The sequence below is a fragment of the Bacillus norwichensis genome, assembly GCF_014836955.1.
In the GTDB taxonomy this organism is placed as follows: domain Bacteria; phylum Bacillota; class Bacilli; order Bacillales; family Bacillaceae_C; genus Siminovitchia; species Siminovitchia norwichensis.
This window is the reverse complement of sequence record NZ_JACSPV010000011.1, coordinates 39541-55653: the sequence shown is the minus strand read 5'-3', so window position 1 is coordinate 55653 and position 16113 is coordinate 39541. Positions and strand designations below refer to the sequence as shown.

Genomic DNA, 16113 nt, shown 5'->3' with positions numbered 1-16113 from the left:
GCGACAAGTACAAGGCGAATTGCGAGGAGGCGGCCCCACAGCAAAGCTGCTAACTTAATTACATCGTGAGAAGCAACTTTGAATATGCTTCTTGTAGCTTTGCGATGAGTTGAACAAGGCTTCTCGAATAAGCTTTGGCGCAGGAGCACATTCCTCCTGAATAAGCTTCCTTGCGATTTGTGACCTCGAGCCGATGGCGCCAGTAGCAAGACAATAAAATCTAATTTTATGCTTTCTTATTTTTAAAAAAGGAACCCCTTGGCAATGGATGCAAATAGGGGTCCCAAAGTCCGTTTTATCACCCAAAGCGTTTTGCTTTGCTGGTAGGAGCACCTTACTTCCGCAGGTTGCTGTGGTATCCTTGAGCCAGATCTCTCAACCACTCTTGATAACTATTTATTTTATGAAAGTATAAACGACTTTTGCGCTTTGTGCAAACCGATTCTACTCTAGAGTAACATTTTTAGTGATTAAGACGAAACTGCCTTCTATGTAAAAAAGAGCTGGAAACATTACCTGTTTTTTTGGCAGCTAAAGCCCTTCTCCGGACTTGCCCAGATCATATGAAACATATTCAGCCAGTGGCTTTCTGCCCTTTGTACTGCTAATCCCGATTCATGTACCAGGTTTAATATATCGCGTGTTTGATGGCAACCGATCATTTTATATAAAAGCGGATTTAAAACCCTTTGGGCTCCAGAAACAAAAATATTAGAGCTTTTCCCATGCTCGAACAGTAATATTTTCCCATCAGGTTTGCACCAACATTGGACTTTTTTCAACATCTCTAAAGGATTTTCATAACAGCAAAAAGACAATGTCGAAACAATTGTATCAAAGGAATCAGGCTCAAATTCCAATTTTTCAATATCTGCACAAACCCATTTAGCCTGTATATGGTAGTTGGCTGCTTTCTTTCTAGCCGCAGCCAGCATTTCCTTACTGAAATCAGCAGCCGTTATGTTAACATCTGGAGGATAGTATGGAAAATTGGCCCCTGCTCCGACAGCAAGCTCAAGTACTTCTCCCTCTGCTTGACTGAGCAGTGCTCTCCGCCACTTTGTTAGATTAGACGATTCCTTATTTGATTCATATTTTGCTGCCTGTCGATCAAAAACCCGTACCAGTCTCTCTTTTTCCAACTCATCACTTCCTCGGCTCTAGTTTACTTAAATATAGCACCTGTCAGATAAAAGAAATAGAGGCCGTCGGAAAATCAGTGGAACATGATTCTCTCAGCGGCCATTGGATGTTTTGTTAAAATAGGCGAACAGAAGCATTTTTCATCCTTGAATTTAGTGCACTGTTAGTGACCATTTTATTTGAAATACGCTAATGACAGTAAACTTTCCTTGCTCTTAGTGACTGGTTTTATTTGAATAAGGATTAGCCGGGAATCTTCCTGTACTATTCCGCTTTAACTAATTGACCTCGTCCTCACAACCGCTTTTCTTCAACCTTATAAATGAATGAGCCAGCCAACAGATCAAGGTTTGCGCCAATAATCAAATGCTCCTTGGCGTATTTGCGCCCAGATTTTATCTAGCTTCGCTCGATACATTTCCTCTTCCTCTAAAAGTCTGTGGCATCCGCTAAAGGATTTAACTTTATTCAGCCGGGGTTTGAGCCCCACTGAATGGAATACCGATAGGCATTCATTCCACCACATACAGAACTGGGAGACTTCTACTGAATAAAGTTTAAAAGAAAATTCTCATTTAAGACGCAGGTTTACTAGTATCCGGCTTTTTCCTCCACCTGAACCAAGCCACAATAATCGCTGCAATCAACGTAAATCCTAGGTAACCCATTGTAGGATAGACTGTTCCTACAAGTGTGATAAAGCCGACAAAGCTTGCGGCGAATGCAGCAATTCCGCAAATGACGACAAGGACTTTGAACTTCGGTGCATCTGTTTGACTAATCCGTGCAGTAAAGGCGTACAGCATGCCTACCGCAGTGTTGAATATCATTCCCAATAATACGACGGACATAAGGGCACCAAAGATTGGAGAAATTTCGTTTGCCAAATAGAGCATCGGCATATCTGCTCCCGAGATAACATCAAATTTCGCAAACATTCCGATATTGATAAGAAAAATCAAAACACCCAAGCCGACTCCACCAATAATTCCGCCCCATCCTGCTGTTTTTTCATCTTTTACAGAACCTCCCATAACAGCAAGCATTGCGGCTCCGGCTGCAATGTTATAAGAAACATATAGAAGTGCCCCAAGCACCCAATTGGAAGCTGCGGGTTTCTGAGCGTTTGCTACTTCCTGCATTTGAGCAAAAGTGCCGTCCATTGTAGATAATGAATAAATAGCAATGATAATCACCGCCAAAATCAGAAACGGCGTCACTACTCCAATAGCCGAAATGACTTTTTCGATATTAAGACAAACAACAATAATTGTTATAAGTGCTAGTAAAATGTTGCCAATGATACCTGGTATGCCAAATTGCTGTTCGAATATGGAGCCTGCCCCTGCGAACATGACAACCGTAACACCGAATAAAAAGAAGGTCATTAGAATATCAACGATCACTCCAAGATATTTGCCGCAAATATGATATATAACTTCCTTATGGGAGTTGGTTTGGAGACGGCTCCCCAATTGAGCGAGATTCATCCCCAGAAAGGCAAATAACAAAGTGGCTGCTACTGAACCGGCTATTCCTAGCCAGCCAAAGCTTGTAAAAAATTGTAATATTTCCTGACCGGAAGCAAAACCGGCTCCAACGATTAAACCGATAAAAGCGCCGCCTATTTGAATGCTTTTTTTCATGATGTTCCCCTTTTATTGTTTAAATTTTTTGTCAATTTGATGAGCAGGGAAAAAGAACTCGCTTCTTCCCTCGCTATTTTACTTGTATGTTTTCTTCTCGATTGTATAGCTTTCAATTGTTTCCAGGTCCGGCTCATAGCCGATACCCGGTTTATTAGGAACAGTAATGTATCCATCTTCAACCGTGACTTCCGGAGTAATGATGTCTTTTTCCCAATAACGTGAAGAAGCAGCCGTATCTCCCGGCATGATGAAGTTAGACAAAGTGGTGAGAGCCACGTTGTGAGCCCGGCCGATTCCTGATTCCAGCATACCGCCACACCAAACAGGGCTATGATGGCTTTCACATAAGTCGTGAATTCTTTTGGACTCGGATAAACCGCCCACACGTCCAATTTTGATGTTGATAATCCCGCAGCTCCCCAATTCAATGGCTTTTCTGGCATCCTCATAGGAATGGATGCTTTCGTCTAAGCAAACCGGAGTGGAAATAGCTTGTTGGAGTTTAGCATGGTCAATAATGTCATCCGATGCCAAAGGCTGTTCGATCATCATCAGATCAAATTCATCTAATGCTTTTAATGTATCGATATCCTTTAACGTATAAGCAGAGTTCGCATCTGCCATGAGCGGAACATCCGGAAATTCTTTTCTAACTTCACGCATTACATCAACGTCCCAGCCTGGCTTAATCTTAACCTTCATTCTCTTATAGCCTTCTTCTACGTGTTTTTCAATAATGCGTAAAAGATCCGAAGCTGTGTCCTGAATACCGATGCTAATGCCGACTTCTATCTTTGATTTTTTTCCACCAAGTGCAGAAGCAAGGGAGATACCTTGTTCCTGGCTGTACAAATCCCATACAGCACCTTCAATCGTAGATTTCGCCATATTGTTTTTGCGGATGTTTGAAAAAACCTCGGACACTTCGTCCGGATGTGTGATTTCTTGATTCAATAATGCAGGAATCAAATAATCCTCTAACATATGCCAGTTTGTTTTCATCGTTTCTTCACTGTACCACGGTGAATGAAAAGCCACTGACTCTCCCCATCCTGAATGGCCATTTTTATCTTTCGCTTCAAGTAAAATGAAATCCCTGTCTTGGAATGTCCCAAAACTTGTTGTAAATGGAAACTTCAGCTTCATTTGCAAATGACGCAAGGTTACTTCCTTAATTTGCATGTTTTTCAACTCCCATTAATTCTTGTTTTACTAGTTTATAAAAGTGAACAGGTCCTGCTTGCTGTCTTTCAAGTGCAACCGCTACATACCCTTTGGCAAATAAAGTTTGGAAAATTTTCCGAGTCTTCATCCGCCAATCGATAACGAGCAGCTTGTCTTTTTGTTTCAATTCCTGGAAAAAGACGGGAACTGGGACAAAAACAATGTCATTCTCCTCTATTCCAGATAGGGCTGACTCCACATCAACCAGCTTTGGCACGCTTTCTTGCACCAATTCAAAGGGGATGCTGAACTGTTTCTCGCTTTTTGGAATGACAAAATGACGGTCAATCCACCATTCCAATTTAAAGCGATCCGTCGGAAGTCCGGCATTCAGTGAATCATCCATGTCTCCATAACAGTTTTCCACGTATGTCGAGCAAATTCCGCCTAGCTTGGATAAATTCAAGTAGGCATTTTTGCTTTCAAGCGGATCGTACGTCCAGGTCATCATGGTATATCCTAATTTTAATGCGGCTTCTTTCTGCTCTTCCTTTAACTGTCTTCCAATCCCTTTATGCTGGTAGTCCGGATGTACTCCGAGCAAGTGCGAGCATAAATAAGTATTTCCATTGGCATACCCCGGAAAGCTATAGCTGACTCCTACAAGCTTATCCTCAACGTAAGCACCCAGCATCAGCCCGCCATTCTTGACTGCCGTAATCGTTTGATGAACTGGAATTGGCTCCATTCCCCAAACCGTTTTCTCTAATTCCTGTACAAACTGTAACTCTTGAATTGTTTGAAGTGTACGTATTTCAACCATTTCAATTCCCTCTTTATTATCAAATTCGCCTTGGCGTATTTGCGGCCAGATTTTATCGAGCTCCGCTCGATAAATTTTGTATGGAAATCTGTGGCATCCGCCGGAGGCTTTGACTTTATTCAGCCGGGGTTTGAACCCCCACTGAATGGAATACCAATAGGCATTCATCTCACCACTTACAGATGTGGGAGATTTCTGCTGAATAAAGTTAAGATTAACTATAGAAAAATCCTTCGCTATTGATTCTGTCATATTCTTCTTTTCGTTTTTCAAAATTCCCCTTATGCTTGATGGTTACACCCGCAACAATAGCATTGATGAACGAAATTAATGCCGGTGCAATATCCAAGGTGGACATTTCCGCAGAATGGAGCGGCAACAAAATATCAGCTACATCCCGGATCGGAGCAACCGGAGAATCCGTAATTCCAATGATGCATGCCTTTTTGCTTTTGGAAATTTCTGCAATATGAAGTGTTTCCTTCATATACCGATGAAAAGACAGAGCAATGAGGACAGAACCGCTGTTCATCCCTGAGATCATAGATAGAACATCATCTGTATCCCTACGGATTAATTGAACGTTTTTTCTGACAATTCCAAGTGAAAAAGCAAGCCAGTTTGCGATTGGAAAAGATGATCTCAACCCGCATATATATACCTGCTCAGCTGAAGCCAAACGATCAATGGCTTTATGAAAATCCGCCTCGTTGATTCGCATGATCGTTTCCTGGATGAACTGGCTGTCCTTTCCCATTACCTGCTCATAAAAACGGGGTTCATCCATTAATTCTAATTTCGAAGAATAGTAGCTGGTTAAGCTGCTTTTTTCAAAAATAATCTGATCCCGCACCGTTTTTTGGAGCTCTGAATATCCTGACAAGCCAATTGCGTAACAAAAGCGGATGACCGTCGTCTCACTAAGACCGGATTGATCTCCAATTTCTTTAGCTGAATGTAGTGCAAATTCCCTTGGATTCTTGAGTAAATATTTGGCAACCTTTTGCTGTCCCTTTGACAGATGGTTGTACCGGTCTTGAATCAATTCCATCAGTTCCATCACTGTTCACCCACATAAAGAAGTTATAACTTTATATCTTATTAAAATTGAAGTTTAAACTTCATTCCATTTTATAAACTTATCATACTTATCGTCTCGACACAATTACTTTTCAGAAAATTTATGGTTATTTGTTTCCATTCATAGCTAGTTATTCCTTCAGAATCGGAGCTTTACAGCTCTTTTTTAAAAAATAAAGTCACTGCGTCGAACCCTTAAAAAGCACGAGAATCAATTTTCATAAAGTTGATTTCTCGTGCTTTCCTGATATTTTTTAATACTTCTTACTTAATGCCATAGTCTCCTTCTCATTGATCACAGACATCATTGCTTCGTTGATTTCTTGATAGCTTGTGCACCTGCATATGTTCGACGAGAGCCAGCTTTTGATCGTTTCTTTTGAGGGATTTGGATGGTTTTGAAGCAGTGAATGGCAATTAATGATAAAGCCTGGCGTACAGTAGCCGCATTGAAAAGCAAAATGCTCGATAAAAGCGCGCTGAATTGGCGTATCACGCAACCCTTCAATCGTAGTGATTTTATGACCTGGGACTTCCATCGCCAACATAATGCAGGATTTAAAAGGAAGTCCTCCAACCATGACTGTGCAGGCTCCGCAATCTCCATTCAGACAACCGGGCTTGGCTCCTGTCAATCCAAGCTTAGTTCGAAGAACATGCAAAAGCGTTTCGCCGGCTCGTACGTCAACATTGACCAATTCACCGTTTATTTCTATTTCTACTGAGCATCCTCGCATTTCCACTAGGCTCCCTCCAATTCAAGCAGAAAATCCATCAATAGGTTTCTCAATACGAAGAGACGATACTCTTTCGATCCCTCTATATCTTCCAGGATTGGTTCAGGGACTTGCTTCAAAGCTTGCTCTACCCTATTCTCAATAGACACTTCTGGCCTATTTAATTCTTCTTCCATCGCTGATGACCGAAACGGAAAGGGACAAAGACCGCTGAAAGCTGTTCTTATCTTGCCGGATGCATTCACCGCCGCCCCGGTGATGAGAGGATAACCGGTCTCCCACTGCATTCGAACTTTCTGAGCTGCAAAAGGCAGCTGAAGAAAGGTTGCATCCGTTTGAATAGATACAAGCAGCTGCCCTTCTTTCAATATTAGTTCATTAATAGGGATTTCCTTGCTCCCTTGAGGATCTGCGATAAGAACACGGCTGTCCGCCAGCAGGAAAGGCAAAACCGCTTCCCGGTAAAAAATTTTCCCACAAATGTTTCCTCCAATTGTAATCTTGTTTCGTGCGGTTCGGTCAGCAATTCCATTTGAAATAGCGGTCAGTAACGGAAAACGATTCTCCTCTTCGAGAGTCGTCAAAGGAACAGCACTGCCGATTGTGAAGAATGCCGCTGTTTCTTCCAACACCATCATCTCCGGGATTCCTTTTATATCAATAACAGAGCGTGGCGTGTCAATATTCAGACGGCCTAGTGTTAATATTTCAGTTCCGCCAGACCAATATATCGGTGCTTTGTTCTCCTGCTTCAGCCTTTGGAACAATTCTATTGCTTCCCTCAACTGCCCAGGACGGTAATATTCCACATAAGCCGGCAGCAATTTATGTCCTCCCTTCTTTTGTTCGCCATAATAATTCTGGGGTTAGAGGCAAACGGTTGAGATTCACCTGCAACGCCGTAGATAAACTGTTCGCTAACGCCGCTGGCATGCCAATCAGACCATGCTCTCCAACGCCCCGTGCTCCATATGGCGCATCAATTTGCGGGGTCTGAACAAAATCGACACTGTATTCGGGCTGCTCTCCAAACCGGATCGGCCGGTACGTTCGGAGCTGAGGATTAAGAACCCTTGCATAGTTGTCAAAAAGAAAGGTTTCCCTCCCTCCAAAGGACAGGCCCATACTCATTGCCCCCATCACCTGGCCTTCAGCTGCCTTCTGGTTTAAAACTCTGCCAATATCAATGACGGATACAGCCTTTAATAACTGATAACGGTATGTCCTTGTATCGATTTCAACTTCCACACCTTGCGCGCCAACTGTCCACTCAGGTCCTGGCCTCCCTGCACCTGTTTCTTTATCTAACCGAGTCATATGTCTAAGTGTGTATGTTCCACTGCCAATAATCTGGCCACCAACCGTGTTGCCATTGGGAAATACATAACCATTTGCAATATTTTTTACAGAAATATAGATGTCAGGAGCATCTCGAATAAAGACCTTTTCATATCCCACTTCCAAATCTTCAGTTGGGGCGCGCAAAACGCAGGAAGCCCTCTCCTTTAATTGCGAAATGACATCGTCTGCAGCTTTGAGGACCGCTCTTCCAGCCATAAACGTTCCTCTGCTCGCCACGGTCTTCCAATGCTCCGGAGTATTTTGAGTATTCACCAGCATTTGAACATAGACTTTTTCAATCGGCATTTTTAATCTTTCTGCTAACATCTGCGCCAGGACCGTTTTCGTTCCTGTTCCGATTTCTACAACGCCGGACATTAAGTTAATGCTCCCGTCTGGATTAAACATTAAGACGATGCCTGAGCTAGAGTTTGTATCAATTGTAGAAGTTTTCCAAATACAACTGATCCCTTTGGCTCTTATTGTGTTTTCATCAACTTCAATCCTCTGTCCATCCTTCCAATGGATTAATTCTTTTAACTTGGTAATACACTCTTCTACATTACCAACGATGCTTGTATTCAATTTTACTTGGGTAGGTGTCGTATCGCCTGGCTTGATTGCGTTTATTTCTCTTAAATGAAGCGGGTCCATGTTTAATTTATTTGCAAGCATATCCATTGCCCTCTCAAAAGCAAAATGAACCTCCGAATGGCTGAAACCTCTAAATGGAGCAGGATAAGGATGGTTTGTATACATACAAAGCGAATCGCAATATATATTTTCAATCCGATAAGGTCCCGTACAGTCAACAGCCCCTGCCCTAGCTAGGTCAATTGATTTGTCTGCATAGGCTCCGCCGTCCCATAAATACAGAAGCTCTGCAGCTTTTAAGATTCCGTCTTTTGTACACCCAAGTTTGACTATAGCCTCCAGGCCAATATGTCCAGGTGAAGTAACCATATCCTCTTCCCTATCGTTAACTATTTTTACAAGCCTGCCGTCCATCGCCTTTGAAGCAATATATGCCAATATCTCTAGCTGAACGGACGCCTTCCCGCCATAAGCTCCGCCCACCAGCGGAGTTTCTACAAGGATGTTGCCTGCTGGAAGGTTAAAATACAGAGCAATCAGCTTTTTAATCATAAAGGGAGCTTGTGATGAAGAAGTGATTTCGACGATTCCATTTTCATGGATTTGCGCAAAGGAGCAGCGAGTTTCCATTGCCGCATGATCCGATGGGTTAAATGAAAAAGAGCCTTCCATTGTAACATCGCTCTCTTCCCAGCCCTCCTTAATATCCCCTTTGCGGATTTTGATTTTTGATGCGATATTTGTCCCCGGCTCCGGATATACACCGGCGATCTTTTCATAGCTTCCAAGCTTTTCATGAATCAGGGGAGCACCCGCTTGGAGAGCTTCACTTGGGGAATTCACAACCGGGAGAGGAGAATATGTAATACGGATTTGAGCTGCGGCAAGCTGAGCTGTTGCAAGGGTATCTGCGACAACGATAGCAACTACCTCTCCATAATGCCGTACTCGATCAACGGCAATCGGCGGACGGTCGCGCATCTCTTCACCCGTAAGTGGAAAATTCCCTCCGGTTACAATCGTACGGACCCCCTTGATTCCAAGAGCATCAGATGGATCAATTTCTATGATTTTTGCATGAGCATATGGGCTGGTCACAAGCTTGCCGTACAGCATTTCCTGAGACTCAAAATCGTTTGTATACTTTGCTTTGCCATTCACTTTATCCCAGGATTCTTTCCGGGGCACACTTTGTCCAATGATATCCATTCCAACCACCTCTATCCGCATTAGGCATGTTATTTCATCTTATGATGGAGGGGCGAGTTAGATGATTTTACTGAAGAAGTAGGTCACGAATTCATGAAAAATAGACTAGTGATACTTTTTGGGAAAGAAGAATGATGTATCTTTATAAGTTGAACGAAAGATGGAATTCTGAACCAAATGGAAAACAGGGAAAGAAAAACTTTAATTCAACTGATCCAGAATCTTTCTTTTGGATCAAACGATAATGCATGGTTTGGGTGACATTCATCACTGCGGAAAAACTAACCGAAAATAAATTCTAGTGCTTTTGCTGATTTTCGGACCAGACAGATACAAGCGACACAATTTTAAGATGATACAATATGCTTAAGGGTAGAAAACCCTTGTAATCAATTCATTGAAGTTTTTCTGTTTGGAGGGGGTTGCTCAGCTAGATAAGTATAAGACTATCTCCTCTTGCAACCTCCATAAAAAGAAAAAAAATCACCCCATAAAAACGCAAGAAAGGAGCTGGCCGCCGTTCAACATTATTTCCGCACAAAATTGATTTTTGAAATCTGCATGATCCTTTTTGCCGTTGCTTCTGTAGCAACGATTTGGATTCAAAGCGGTATAACCATTTTCATTACTTGGACGATTTGGGCAGTTTTCTTTTTGGACTTCTCCATCCGTTTTTTTCGGGCTGATAATAAATGGACTTTCGTAAAAGAAAATCCATTTTTACTCATTGCCATTATTCCGCTGGACAATATTTTTCAACTTGCAAGGATCGCTCGTATCTTTTATTTGTTTCGTTTAAAGGTCATCACCAAACATTTTGCTTCACCAATGGTGGACAAGCTGAAAAAGAGAAGGCTGATCATGTTCCTTCCCTTCAATATGATCCTTGTCTTTTTATTTACTATCCCTTTGTATCATTTGGAGCCCGCTATCCTTACATATAAAGACGCCTTAAAAGAATGCCTTATGTCGCTTGTTTTCTTTGGAAAAAGCAACCTTCATCCGGTCACCGTCACCGGAAATGCAATCATTATTATTTTAACGATTCTTGGTGTGATCATGCATGCCGCCATCATCAGTTATATATTGGCTTTTATCCTTGAACTGCGGATAACCAAATTCATTCTAAGAAAATCTGGATGGAATCATAGAAATATGTAGACCTAAAAGGAGAAATTCTGTCCTAGCCAACTTAAATTTCAGCATTTCAGAACAACTCGATAGAGAAAGGATAAACTCTAAATCTTGAAATTCTACCTTTCATGTAGAATTCTCACAATAAAAATAAGGAGAGAACTAATCTCTCCTCCACTCGATTTTATGGTGTTTTCACACTGCCTCTTCTTCCTCTATATGCGCAAATGGCTTATCCTGGATTTTAATTGATTCAGTTGGGCATCCATCTAGAGCATCCATTAAGTCATCCTCCAAATCGTCTTCCACGGGGGTAATTCCTTGATTATCGTCTAATATGCTGAAGGAAAATCCCTCTTCATCGTAATCGAAAATATCAGGGGCAATTCCTCCGCAAGCACCACAGGCAATACAAGTATCCTGGTCAACTCGTGTAAATTTAGCCATTTCATCATCTCCTTTTAGCAAAACACATCGTTGTTCAGTTTGTTACTACAAAAAGCTTCACATAAATTCATTAACAAGCTCCTGGAACAGTTCAGGTTCCAAGTTCAGCTGGGACTGCACCAAAGGTTTGTCCGCATATCCTTTCACCATCTCCTGGTACGAAGGCCGATCTTCTTGGTAGATAACCCCTGTTACAAGGCTGTTGTATTTCATTAAAGTGTTCATAGTCAGTGTACGGTTTGTTGGATCATAACCTTCAATATCACTCAACTTGATCAAGTTCTCTTTAAACCACTCGTACGTATTCACTTTATTGTAGGTCACGCAAGGACTATACACGTTAATGATTGAGAATCCTTTATGCTGAATTCCAGCTTCAATTATAGCTGTCAAGTCTTTTATATCTGACGAAAAACTCTGGGCCACAAATGTTGCCCCACTAATTAATGCCGTCTCCATTGGAGAGAGCGCTTTCTCAATAGATCCATCCGGAGTGGAAGAGGTAATAAACCCATCATCCGAACGTGGCGATGTCTGACCTTTTGTTAATCCATAAACTTGGTTGTCCATCACAATATAGGTGATGTCCATGTTGCGGCGCATAGCATGGATCGTATGACCGATTCCGATAGCAAACCCATCGCCGTCACCACCGGCTGCAATCACAGTAAGATCACGATTGGCCATTTTCACTCCCTGAGCAATCGGAAGCGCACGTCCATGGACACCGTGAAATCCATAAGATCGAATATAGCCCGATATCCGGCCGGAGCAGCCAATACCTGAAACAAGGACGAGTTCTTCAGGGGTAAGACCTGTATTTGCAGCTGCACGTTGGATGGCAGCCTGGACCGAAAAGTCTCCGCAGCCTGGGCACCAATTAGACTTTACACCATTTCGAAAGTCTTTAAATGTTGACATAGCCATCCTCCAGCACCTCCCTGCTCGCTTTATAGACATCCTCTGAATGGAATGGGTCGCCATCAAATCTCAAATGGCTTTGAATTTTATCAATATATCCCACATTCATTTTGATAATATTGGCCAGTTGGCCGGTCACATTATTTTCTATAACGAGCACATGCTTGGCCGAATCAATATATGGTCTTACCTGATCTGCTGGAAATGGATGGATTAACCGAATATGCACATGATTTACTTTGACACCATCTTTTTCAAGCAGTTCCATCGCTTCTTCAATAGCACCCCTTGTGGAATTGAAGCCGATGATCAGCAAATCTGCTTGCTCATGAGGCGAATGTGTTGCAACCGGATTCGGGAACTTTTCTACAAGATTACTTAGTTTACGAAACCTTTTGTCCATTTGCTTTTTCCGATTTGGCGCAGTTTCATTCGGTCGTCCTTCTTCATCATGTTCCAATCCTGTCACATGGTGGATGCCATCTTTTGTCCCTGGAAGGACTCTCGGTGAAATGCCATCCTCCGTTATTTCGAAGCGCTTAAAATAGGTCGACTTATCTTCTCGTGCTTCCACTTTCTGAACCAATTTCCCCCGTCGAATCTCCACTTGTCCCAGATCAAACGGATTGACTGTCTGCTTGGCCAAAGAAAGCTGCAAATCAGATAAGAGAATAACCGGACACTGATATTCATCTGCAATATTAAATGCCTCGACCGCATCATAAAAAGCTTCTTCCGCTGTGCTCGGAGCAATGACTACTTTTGGGATTTCCCCATGTGTTCCATAAATCATTTGCATCAAATCAGACTGTTCTTGTTTTGTCGGCAACCCTGTAGAAGGGCCTCCCCGCTGTGTATCCACGACAACTAGCGGTGTTTCCGTCATTCCGGATAGTCCAATGGCCTCCATCATCAGTGACAATCCCGGTCCTGCGGAAGCAGTAAAAGCACGGGTACCAGTATAATTGGAGCCAATCGCCATTGTTACTGCCGCAATTTCATCTTCCGTTTGAATAACGGTGCCGCCGACTTTTGGCAACTTTTTAATTAAATATTCCATGATGTCAGATGCCGGGGTAATCGGATAAGCAGGCATCAGGCGAACTCCCGCAGCTAAAGCCCCCAGAGCAATAGCATCATTACCAATCATAAACATTCTTCTTATGCCATCAGCTTCTGCAAGAGATAACGAAGAGCCCGAATCTCTCAGGTTATCTTTCATATACAAATACCCCTCCTGCATCGCCTGCATATTCTTCTGAACGATCTCTTCTCCTTTTCTCCCAAATATTTCTCTGATGACGCTTGTGAAAACCTCAACCTTCAGATTCATCACCGCACATGTAGCGCCAATAGCTACCATATTCTTCATTAAAGAAGTGCCCAGTTCAGAAGCAATTTCCGTAAATCGAACAGCATATAGTTGAGCTTTTGAGCTTTCCGGCTTCGTCGGGTTAAATTTAGCATCCGCAATAATGATGCCCTCTTCTGTCAGTTCATGTTCGTTCAAATCAATCGTTTCTTGGTCAAAAGCTACAAGAATATCTAAATCACCTGAAACTGCATTTACCTTCTCTGTGCTCACACGAATTTTATTATTCGTATGACCTCCCTTGATTCTGGATGAGAAGTGACGATATCCATATAAAAAATAACCCAGCCGGTTAAGGCCAACGGAAAAGATTTCGCCCGTACTTTCAATTCCTTCTCCTTGCTGACCTCCGACCTTCCATGCGATTTGTACTTTCATAACAATCCCCACTCCTAAAATTTTGCCTCTTAAATAGACAAACTCAGTTCATACAACAAGGCATTAACAACTAATGGTGACCGAACTCAAATGCGCCTTGGCGTACTTGCGCCCAGATTTTATCGAGATCCGCTCGATAAACTTCCTCTGAAAACTGTGGCAACCGCCGGAGACTTTAATTTTATTCAGCCGGGGTTTGAGCCCCCACTGAATGGAATACCAATAGGCATTCATCTCACCACTTACAGGAGTGGGAGATTTCTGCCGAATGAAGTTAAAAACGCTCCAATAATTCAATGATGACTTTGAAAGTTGAGGTCGTATCCATATACGCATATCGACCCTTCCCATTATAAAAGTTACCTATTTGAATGACCGGGTACCCCATCTCTTCAAGCATCTTAATTTTTTCATCCATATCATTAACAACAAATGATATATGGTGAGCACCTTCCCCATACGTATCAAGGTGATCTTTCCACGTACTCGGTGAGTCGCCGGGCTCAATCAATTCAATTTGAATTAAAGGAGTATCAATAAACAAATATTTCGACTTCGCTTCTGTAGGCTCTCCCTTATAAATAACATTCATCAACTCCCCGGGAGCCGAATAAATAACTTCGGGCTTCTTTACACCAAGCAATTTACAATAAGCATCTGCTGCTGCATCAAGATCCTTCACAACAAATGCAAGCTGCTCTACTTTGTTAGTACCTAACAACGGCCCCGCATTTTCATCCTCTGCCTTTTGCCATTCAGTGACTCTTGGCTCTGCGCTTTCAAGTAGTTCAATCAAAGTTTTATGGTCAGCAAAGGTATCAATGTATACGTACCGCCCTTCACTAAACGTAAATTCGCCAGTTTGCAGAACGGGATATCCCTTTTCTTCCATAACCGGAAGATAGCTATCAATGGAATCTACATCAAAAGCGATATGATGAATTCCTTCACCAACCTTGTCCAAAAACTCACGCATGGTTCCTGGATTTTCATCCGGTTCAATAAGTTCGAATTGAACAGTCGGTGTATTCAAAAAAGCTAATTTCGATCTTGATTCGCTGGGGCTTTCTTTAAATATAACCTTGGAAACAGAGCTGTCGCCTGTCAAAAAAGGCTCCGTTTTTCTTATCCCCAATAACTTTGTGAAAGCTTCATTTGCTTTATCAATATCTTTGACAACAAATGCCAATTGGTTTATTTGGTTATTGCCCAATAACGGTTTATTCAAGCAATATCTACTCCTTTTCCGGAAAGGTCTCAACCCAGCCCACGTACAGACAATCCTCCATCACTGGAAATAATCTCACCAGTAATAGCCTTCGATTCATCAGAAGCCAACAGAACATAGGCCCCGACATGATCTTCCGATGCCATAGCAATTTGGAGTGGATTGCGCTTTTTAATATTTTTTGCTTTTGTCTCATTATCTATGATTTTTACATAGGGGGTTAGCGGAGGAATGACAGAAAGGGCTGTCAATGTTCCGCCAGGGGCAACCGCATTGACTCTAACATCAGGGGCCAGTTCAAATGCAAGCTGGCGAAGCAAACCGATTTGTGCATGCTTGCTGGCTGTATACCAAACTCCTCCTCCATCCGGATAGAAACTTGCACCCGAAACTGTAAAAATCACACTGCCTTTTGTCTTCAATAGCTCATTAACAGCTGCTTTTGCTCCGAAGAATGACCCTTTGACATTGATATTAAACAAATAATCGTATGCTTCTGACACTGCCTCAGGTTCAACATCTACAAACTTGGCAAAACCATCAAATACTCCTGCATTAGCAATGAAAACATCCAACTTACCAAATTTCTCAACAGTTGCCTGAACTACTTTCTTATTATCTTCGTATTGACTTACATCTCCTTGAATGGCAAGCAAGCTGTCCTCAAACTCTTCAGACAATCTATCCAGCTTATCTTTGGATCGTCCGATAATTCCAACCTTTGCTCCATCACGGATGAACCGGCGCACAACCGCCTCACCTATACCTGATGTTCCTCCTGTAACAATGACCACCTTATCCTGTAAAGCTGTCCCCATCATCGATAACCTCTTTCACTCGGAGCTTCAACCGTCGAGATGAAGCTCCTTTCATAACTTTGATTCTAACTTTAT

The 16113-nt window shown here is 42.3% G+C and carries 14 protein-coding genes and 1 riboswitch; of the genes, 1 reads left to right on the top strand and 13 read right to left on the bottom strand.

The annotated features are described in order from the left end of the window. Positions 1-292: 292 nt before the first annotated feature. Positions 293-395: riboswitch (SAM riboswitch) on the bottom strand. Between the two features lie 117 nt (positions 396-512). The 8 genes from H9631_RS08655 to H9631_RS08620 form a co-directional block, all read right to left on the bottom strand. Continuing rightward, positions 513-1142: a class I SAM-dependent methyltransferase gene (locus H9631_RS08655; protein ID WP_191811856.1), complete on the bottom strand. Its 630-nt coding sequence runs from the start codon at positions 1140-1142 to the stop codon at positions 513-515. 576 nt (positions 1143-1718) lie between these two features. Next, positions 1719-2789: a YkvI family membrane protein gene (locus tag H9631_RS08650; RefSeq protein ID WP_191811854.1), complete on the bottom strand. Its 1071-nt coding sequence runs from the start codon at positions 2787-2789 to the stop codon at positions 1719-1721. Positions 2790-2867: 78 nt separating this feature from the next. Next, positions 2868-3974 carry an o-succinylbenzoate synthase gene (menC, locus tag H9631_RS08645; RefSeq protein WP_191811852.1) on the bottom strand — a complete coding sequence of 369 codons (1107 nt, stop codon included), beginning with the start codon at positions 3972-3974 and terminating at the stop codon, positions 2868-2870. Beyond that, the gene (locus H9631_RS08640; protein ID WP_191811850.1) at positions 3964-4779 is read right to left on the bottom strand and encodes a GNAT family N-acetyltransferase; all 816 of its coding nucleotides are present in this window, start codon (positions 4777-4779) and stop codon (positions 3964-3966) included. Before H9631_RS08640 ends, menC begins: the two co-directional genes overlap by 11 nt. A 214-nt stretch (positions 4780-4993) precedes the next feature. Further along, on the bottom strand, positions 4994-5839 hold the full coding sequence (locus H9631_RS08635; RefSeq protein ID WP_191811970.1) for a MurR/RpiR family transcriptional regulator: 846 nt from the start codon (positions 5837-5839) through the stop codon (positions 4994-4996). Positions 5840-6113: 274 nt separating this feature from the next. Further along, the gene (locus H9631_RS08630) at positions 6114-6596 is read right to left on the bottom strand and encodes a (2Fe-2S)-binding protein (protein ID WP_191811968.1); all 483 of its coding nucleotides are present in this window, start codon (positions 6594-6596) and stop codon (positions 6114-6116) included. 5 nt (positions 6597-6601) lie between these two features. Then, positions 6602-7420 carry an FAD binding domain-containing protein gene (locus H9631_RS08625; protein WP_191811848.1) on the bottom strand — a complete coding sequence of 273 codons (819 nt, stop codon included), beginning with the start codon at positions 7418-7420 and terminating at the stop codon, positions 6602-6604. 1 nt (position 7421) lies between these two features. Next, positions 7422-9740 carry a xanthine dehydrogenase family protein molybdopterin-binding subunit gene (locus H9631_RS08620; protein ID WP_191811846.1) on the bottom strand — a complete coding sequence of 773 codons (2319 nt, stop codon included), beginning with the start codon at positions 9738-9740 and terminating at the stop codon, positions 7422-7424. Positions 9741-10301: 561 nt separating this feature from the next. Between H9631_RS08620 and H9631_RS08615 the strand changes: the two genes are divergently transcribed. Continuing rightward, complete coding sequence (locus tag H9631_RS08615; RefSeq protein WP_191811843.1) at positions 10302-10901, top strand: hypothetical protein; 600 nt, start codon at positions 10302-10304, stop codon at positions 10899-10901. A gap of 168 nt (positions 10902-11069) precedes the next feature. Here H9631_RS08615 and H9631_RS08610 read toward each other — a convergent pair whose 3' ends face one another. From H9631_RS08610 to H9631_RS08590, 5 genes are all read right to left on the bottom strand, one after another. Continuing rightward, complete coding sequence (locus H9631_RS08610) at positions 11070-11321, bottom strand: ferredoxin (RefSeq protein WP_191811841.1); 252 nt, start codon at positions 11319-11321, stop codon at positions 11070-11072. A 57-nt stretch (positions 11322-11378) separates the two neighbouring features. Further along, positions 11379-12242, bottom strand: a complete 864-nt coding sequence (locus tag H9631_RS08605) for a 2-oxoacid:ferredoxin oxidoreductase subunit beta (RefSeq protein ID WP_191811966.1) — start codon at positions 12240-12242, stop codon at positions 11379-11381. After that, positions 12229-13992, bottom strand: a complete 1764-nt coding sequence (locus H9631_RS08600) for a 2-oxoacid:acceptor oxidoreductase subunit alpha (RefSeq protein WP_191811839.1) — start codon at positions 13990-13992, stop codon at positions 12229-12231. The genes H9631_RS08605 and H9631_RS08600 overlap by 14 nt, the downstream gene beginning before the upstream one ends. Before the next feature lie 274 nt (positions 13993-14266). Beyond that, on the bottom strand, positions 14267-15220 hold the full coding sequence (locus H9631_RS08595; RefSeq protein ID WP_191811838.1) for a VOC family protein: 954 nt from the start codon (positions 15218-15220) through the stop codon (positions 14267-14269). Positions 15221-15249: 29 nt separating this feature from the next. Continuing rightward, complete coding sequence (locus H9631_RS08590; RefSeq protein ID WP_191811836.1) at positions 15250-16041, bottom strand: SDR family NAD(P)-dependent oxidoreductase; 792 nt, start codon at positions 16039-16041, stop codon at positions 15250-15252. Positions 16042-16113: the final 72 nt, after the last annotated feature.

What these genes read in the sequence shown, in the direction of transcription:
- H9631_RS08590 (WP_191811836.1), bottom strand. Translation starts at nt 16,041, where the DNA reads ATGATGGGGACAGCTTTACAGGATAAGGTGGTCATTGTTACAGGAGGA.
- H9631_RS08605 (WP_191811966.1), bottom strand. Translation starts at nt 12,242, where the DNA reads ATGTCAACATTTAAAGACTTTCGAAATGGTGTAAAGTCTAATTGGTGC.
- H9631_RS08640 (WP_191811850.1), bottom strand. Translation starts at nt 4,779, where the DNA reads ATGGTTGAAATACGTACACTTCAAACAATTCAAGAGTTACAGTTTGTA.
- H9631_RS08615 (WP_191811843.1), top strand. Translation starts at nt 10,302, where the DNA reads ATGATCCTTTTTGCCGTTGCTTCTGTAGCAACGATTTGGATTCAAAGC.
- H9631_RS08630 (WP_191811968.1), bottom strand. Translation starts at nt 6,596, where the DNA reads ATGCGAGGATGCTCAGTAGAAATAGAAATAAACGGTGAATTGGTCAAT.
- H9631_RS08650 (WP_191811854.1), bottom strand. Translation starts at nt 2,789, where the DNA reads ATGAAAAAAAGCATTCAAATAGGCGGCGCTTTTATCGGTTTAATCGTT.
- H9631_RS08635 (WP_191811970.1), bottom strand. Translation starts at nt 5,839, where the DNA reads ATGGAACTGATGGAATTGATTCAAGACCGGTACAACCATCTGTCAAAG.
- H9631_RS08610 (WP_191811841.1), bottom strand. Translation starts at nt 11,321, where the DNA reads ATGGCTAAATTTACACGAGTTGACCAGGATACTTGTATTGCCTGTGGT.
- H9631_RS08600 (WP_191811839.1), bottom strand. Translation starts at nt 13,992, where the DNA reads ATGAAAGTACAAATCGCATGGAAGGTCGGAGGTCAGCAAGGAGAAGGA.
- menC (WP_191811852.1), bottom strand. Translation starts at nt 3,974, where the DNA reads ATGCAAATTAAGGAAGTAACCTTGCGTCATTTGCAAATGAAGCTGAAG.
- H9631_RS08620 (WP_191811846.1), bottom strand. Translation starts at nt 9,740, where the DNA reads ATGGATATCATTGGACAAAGTGTGCCCCGGAAAGAATCCTGGGATAAA.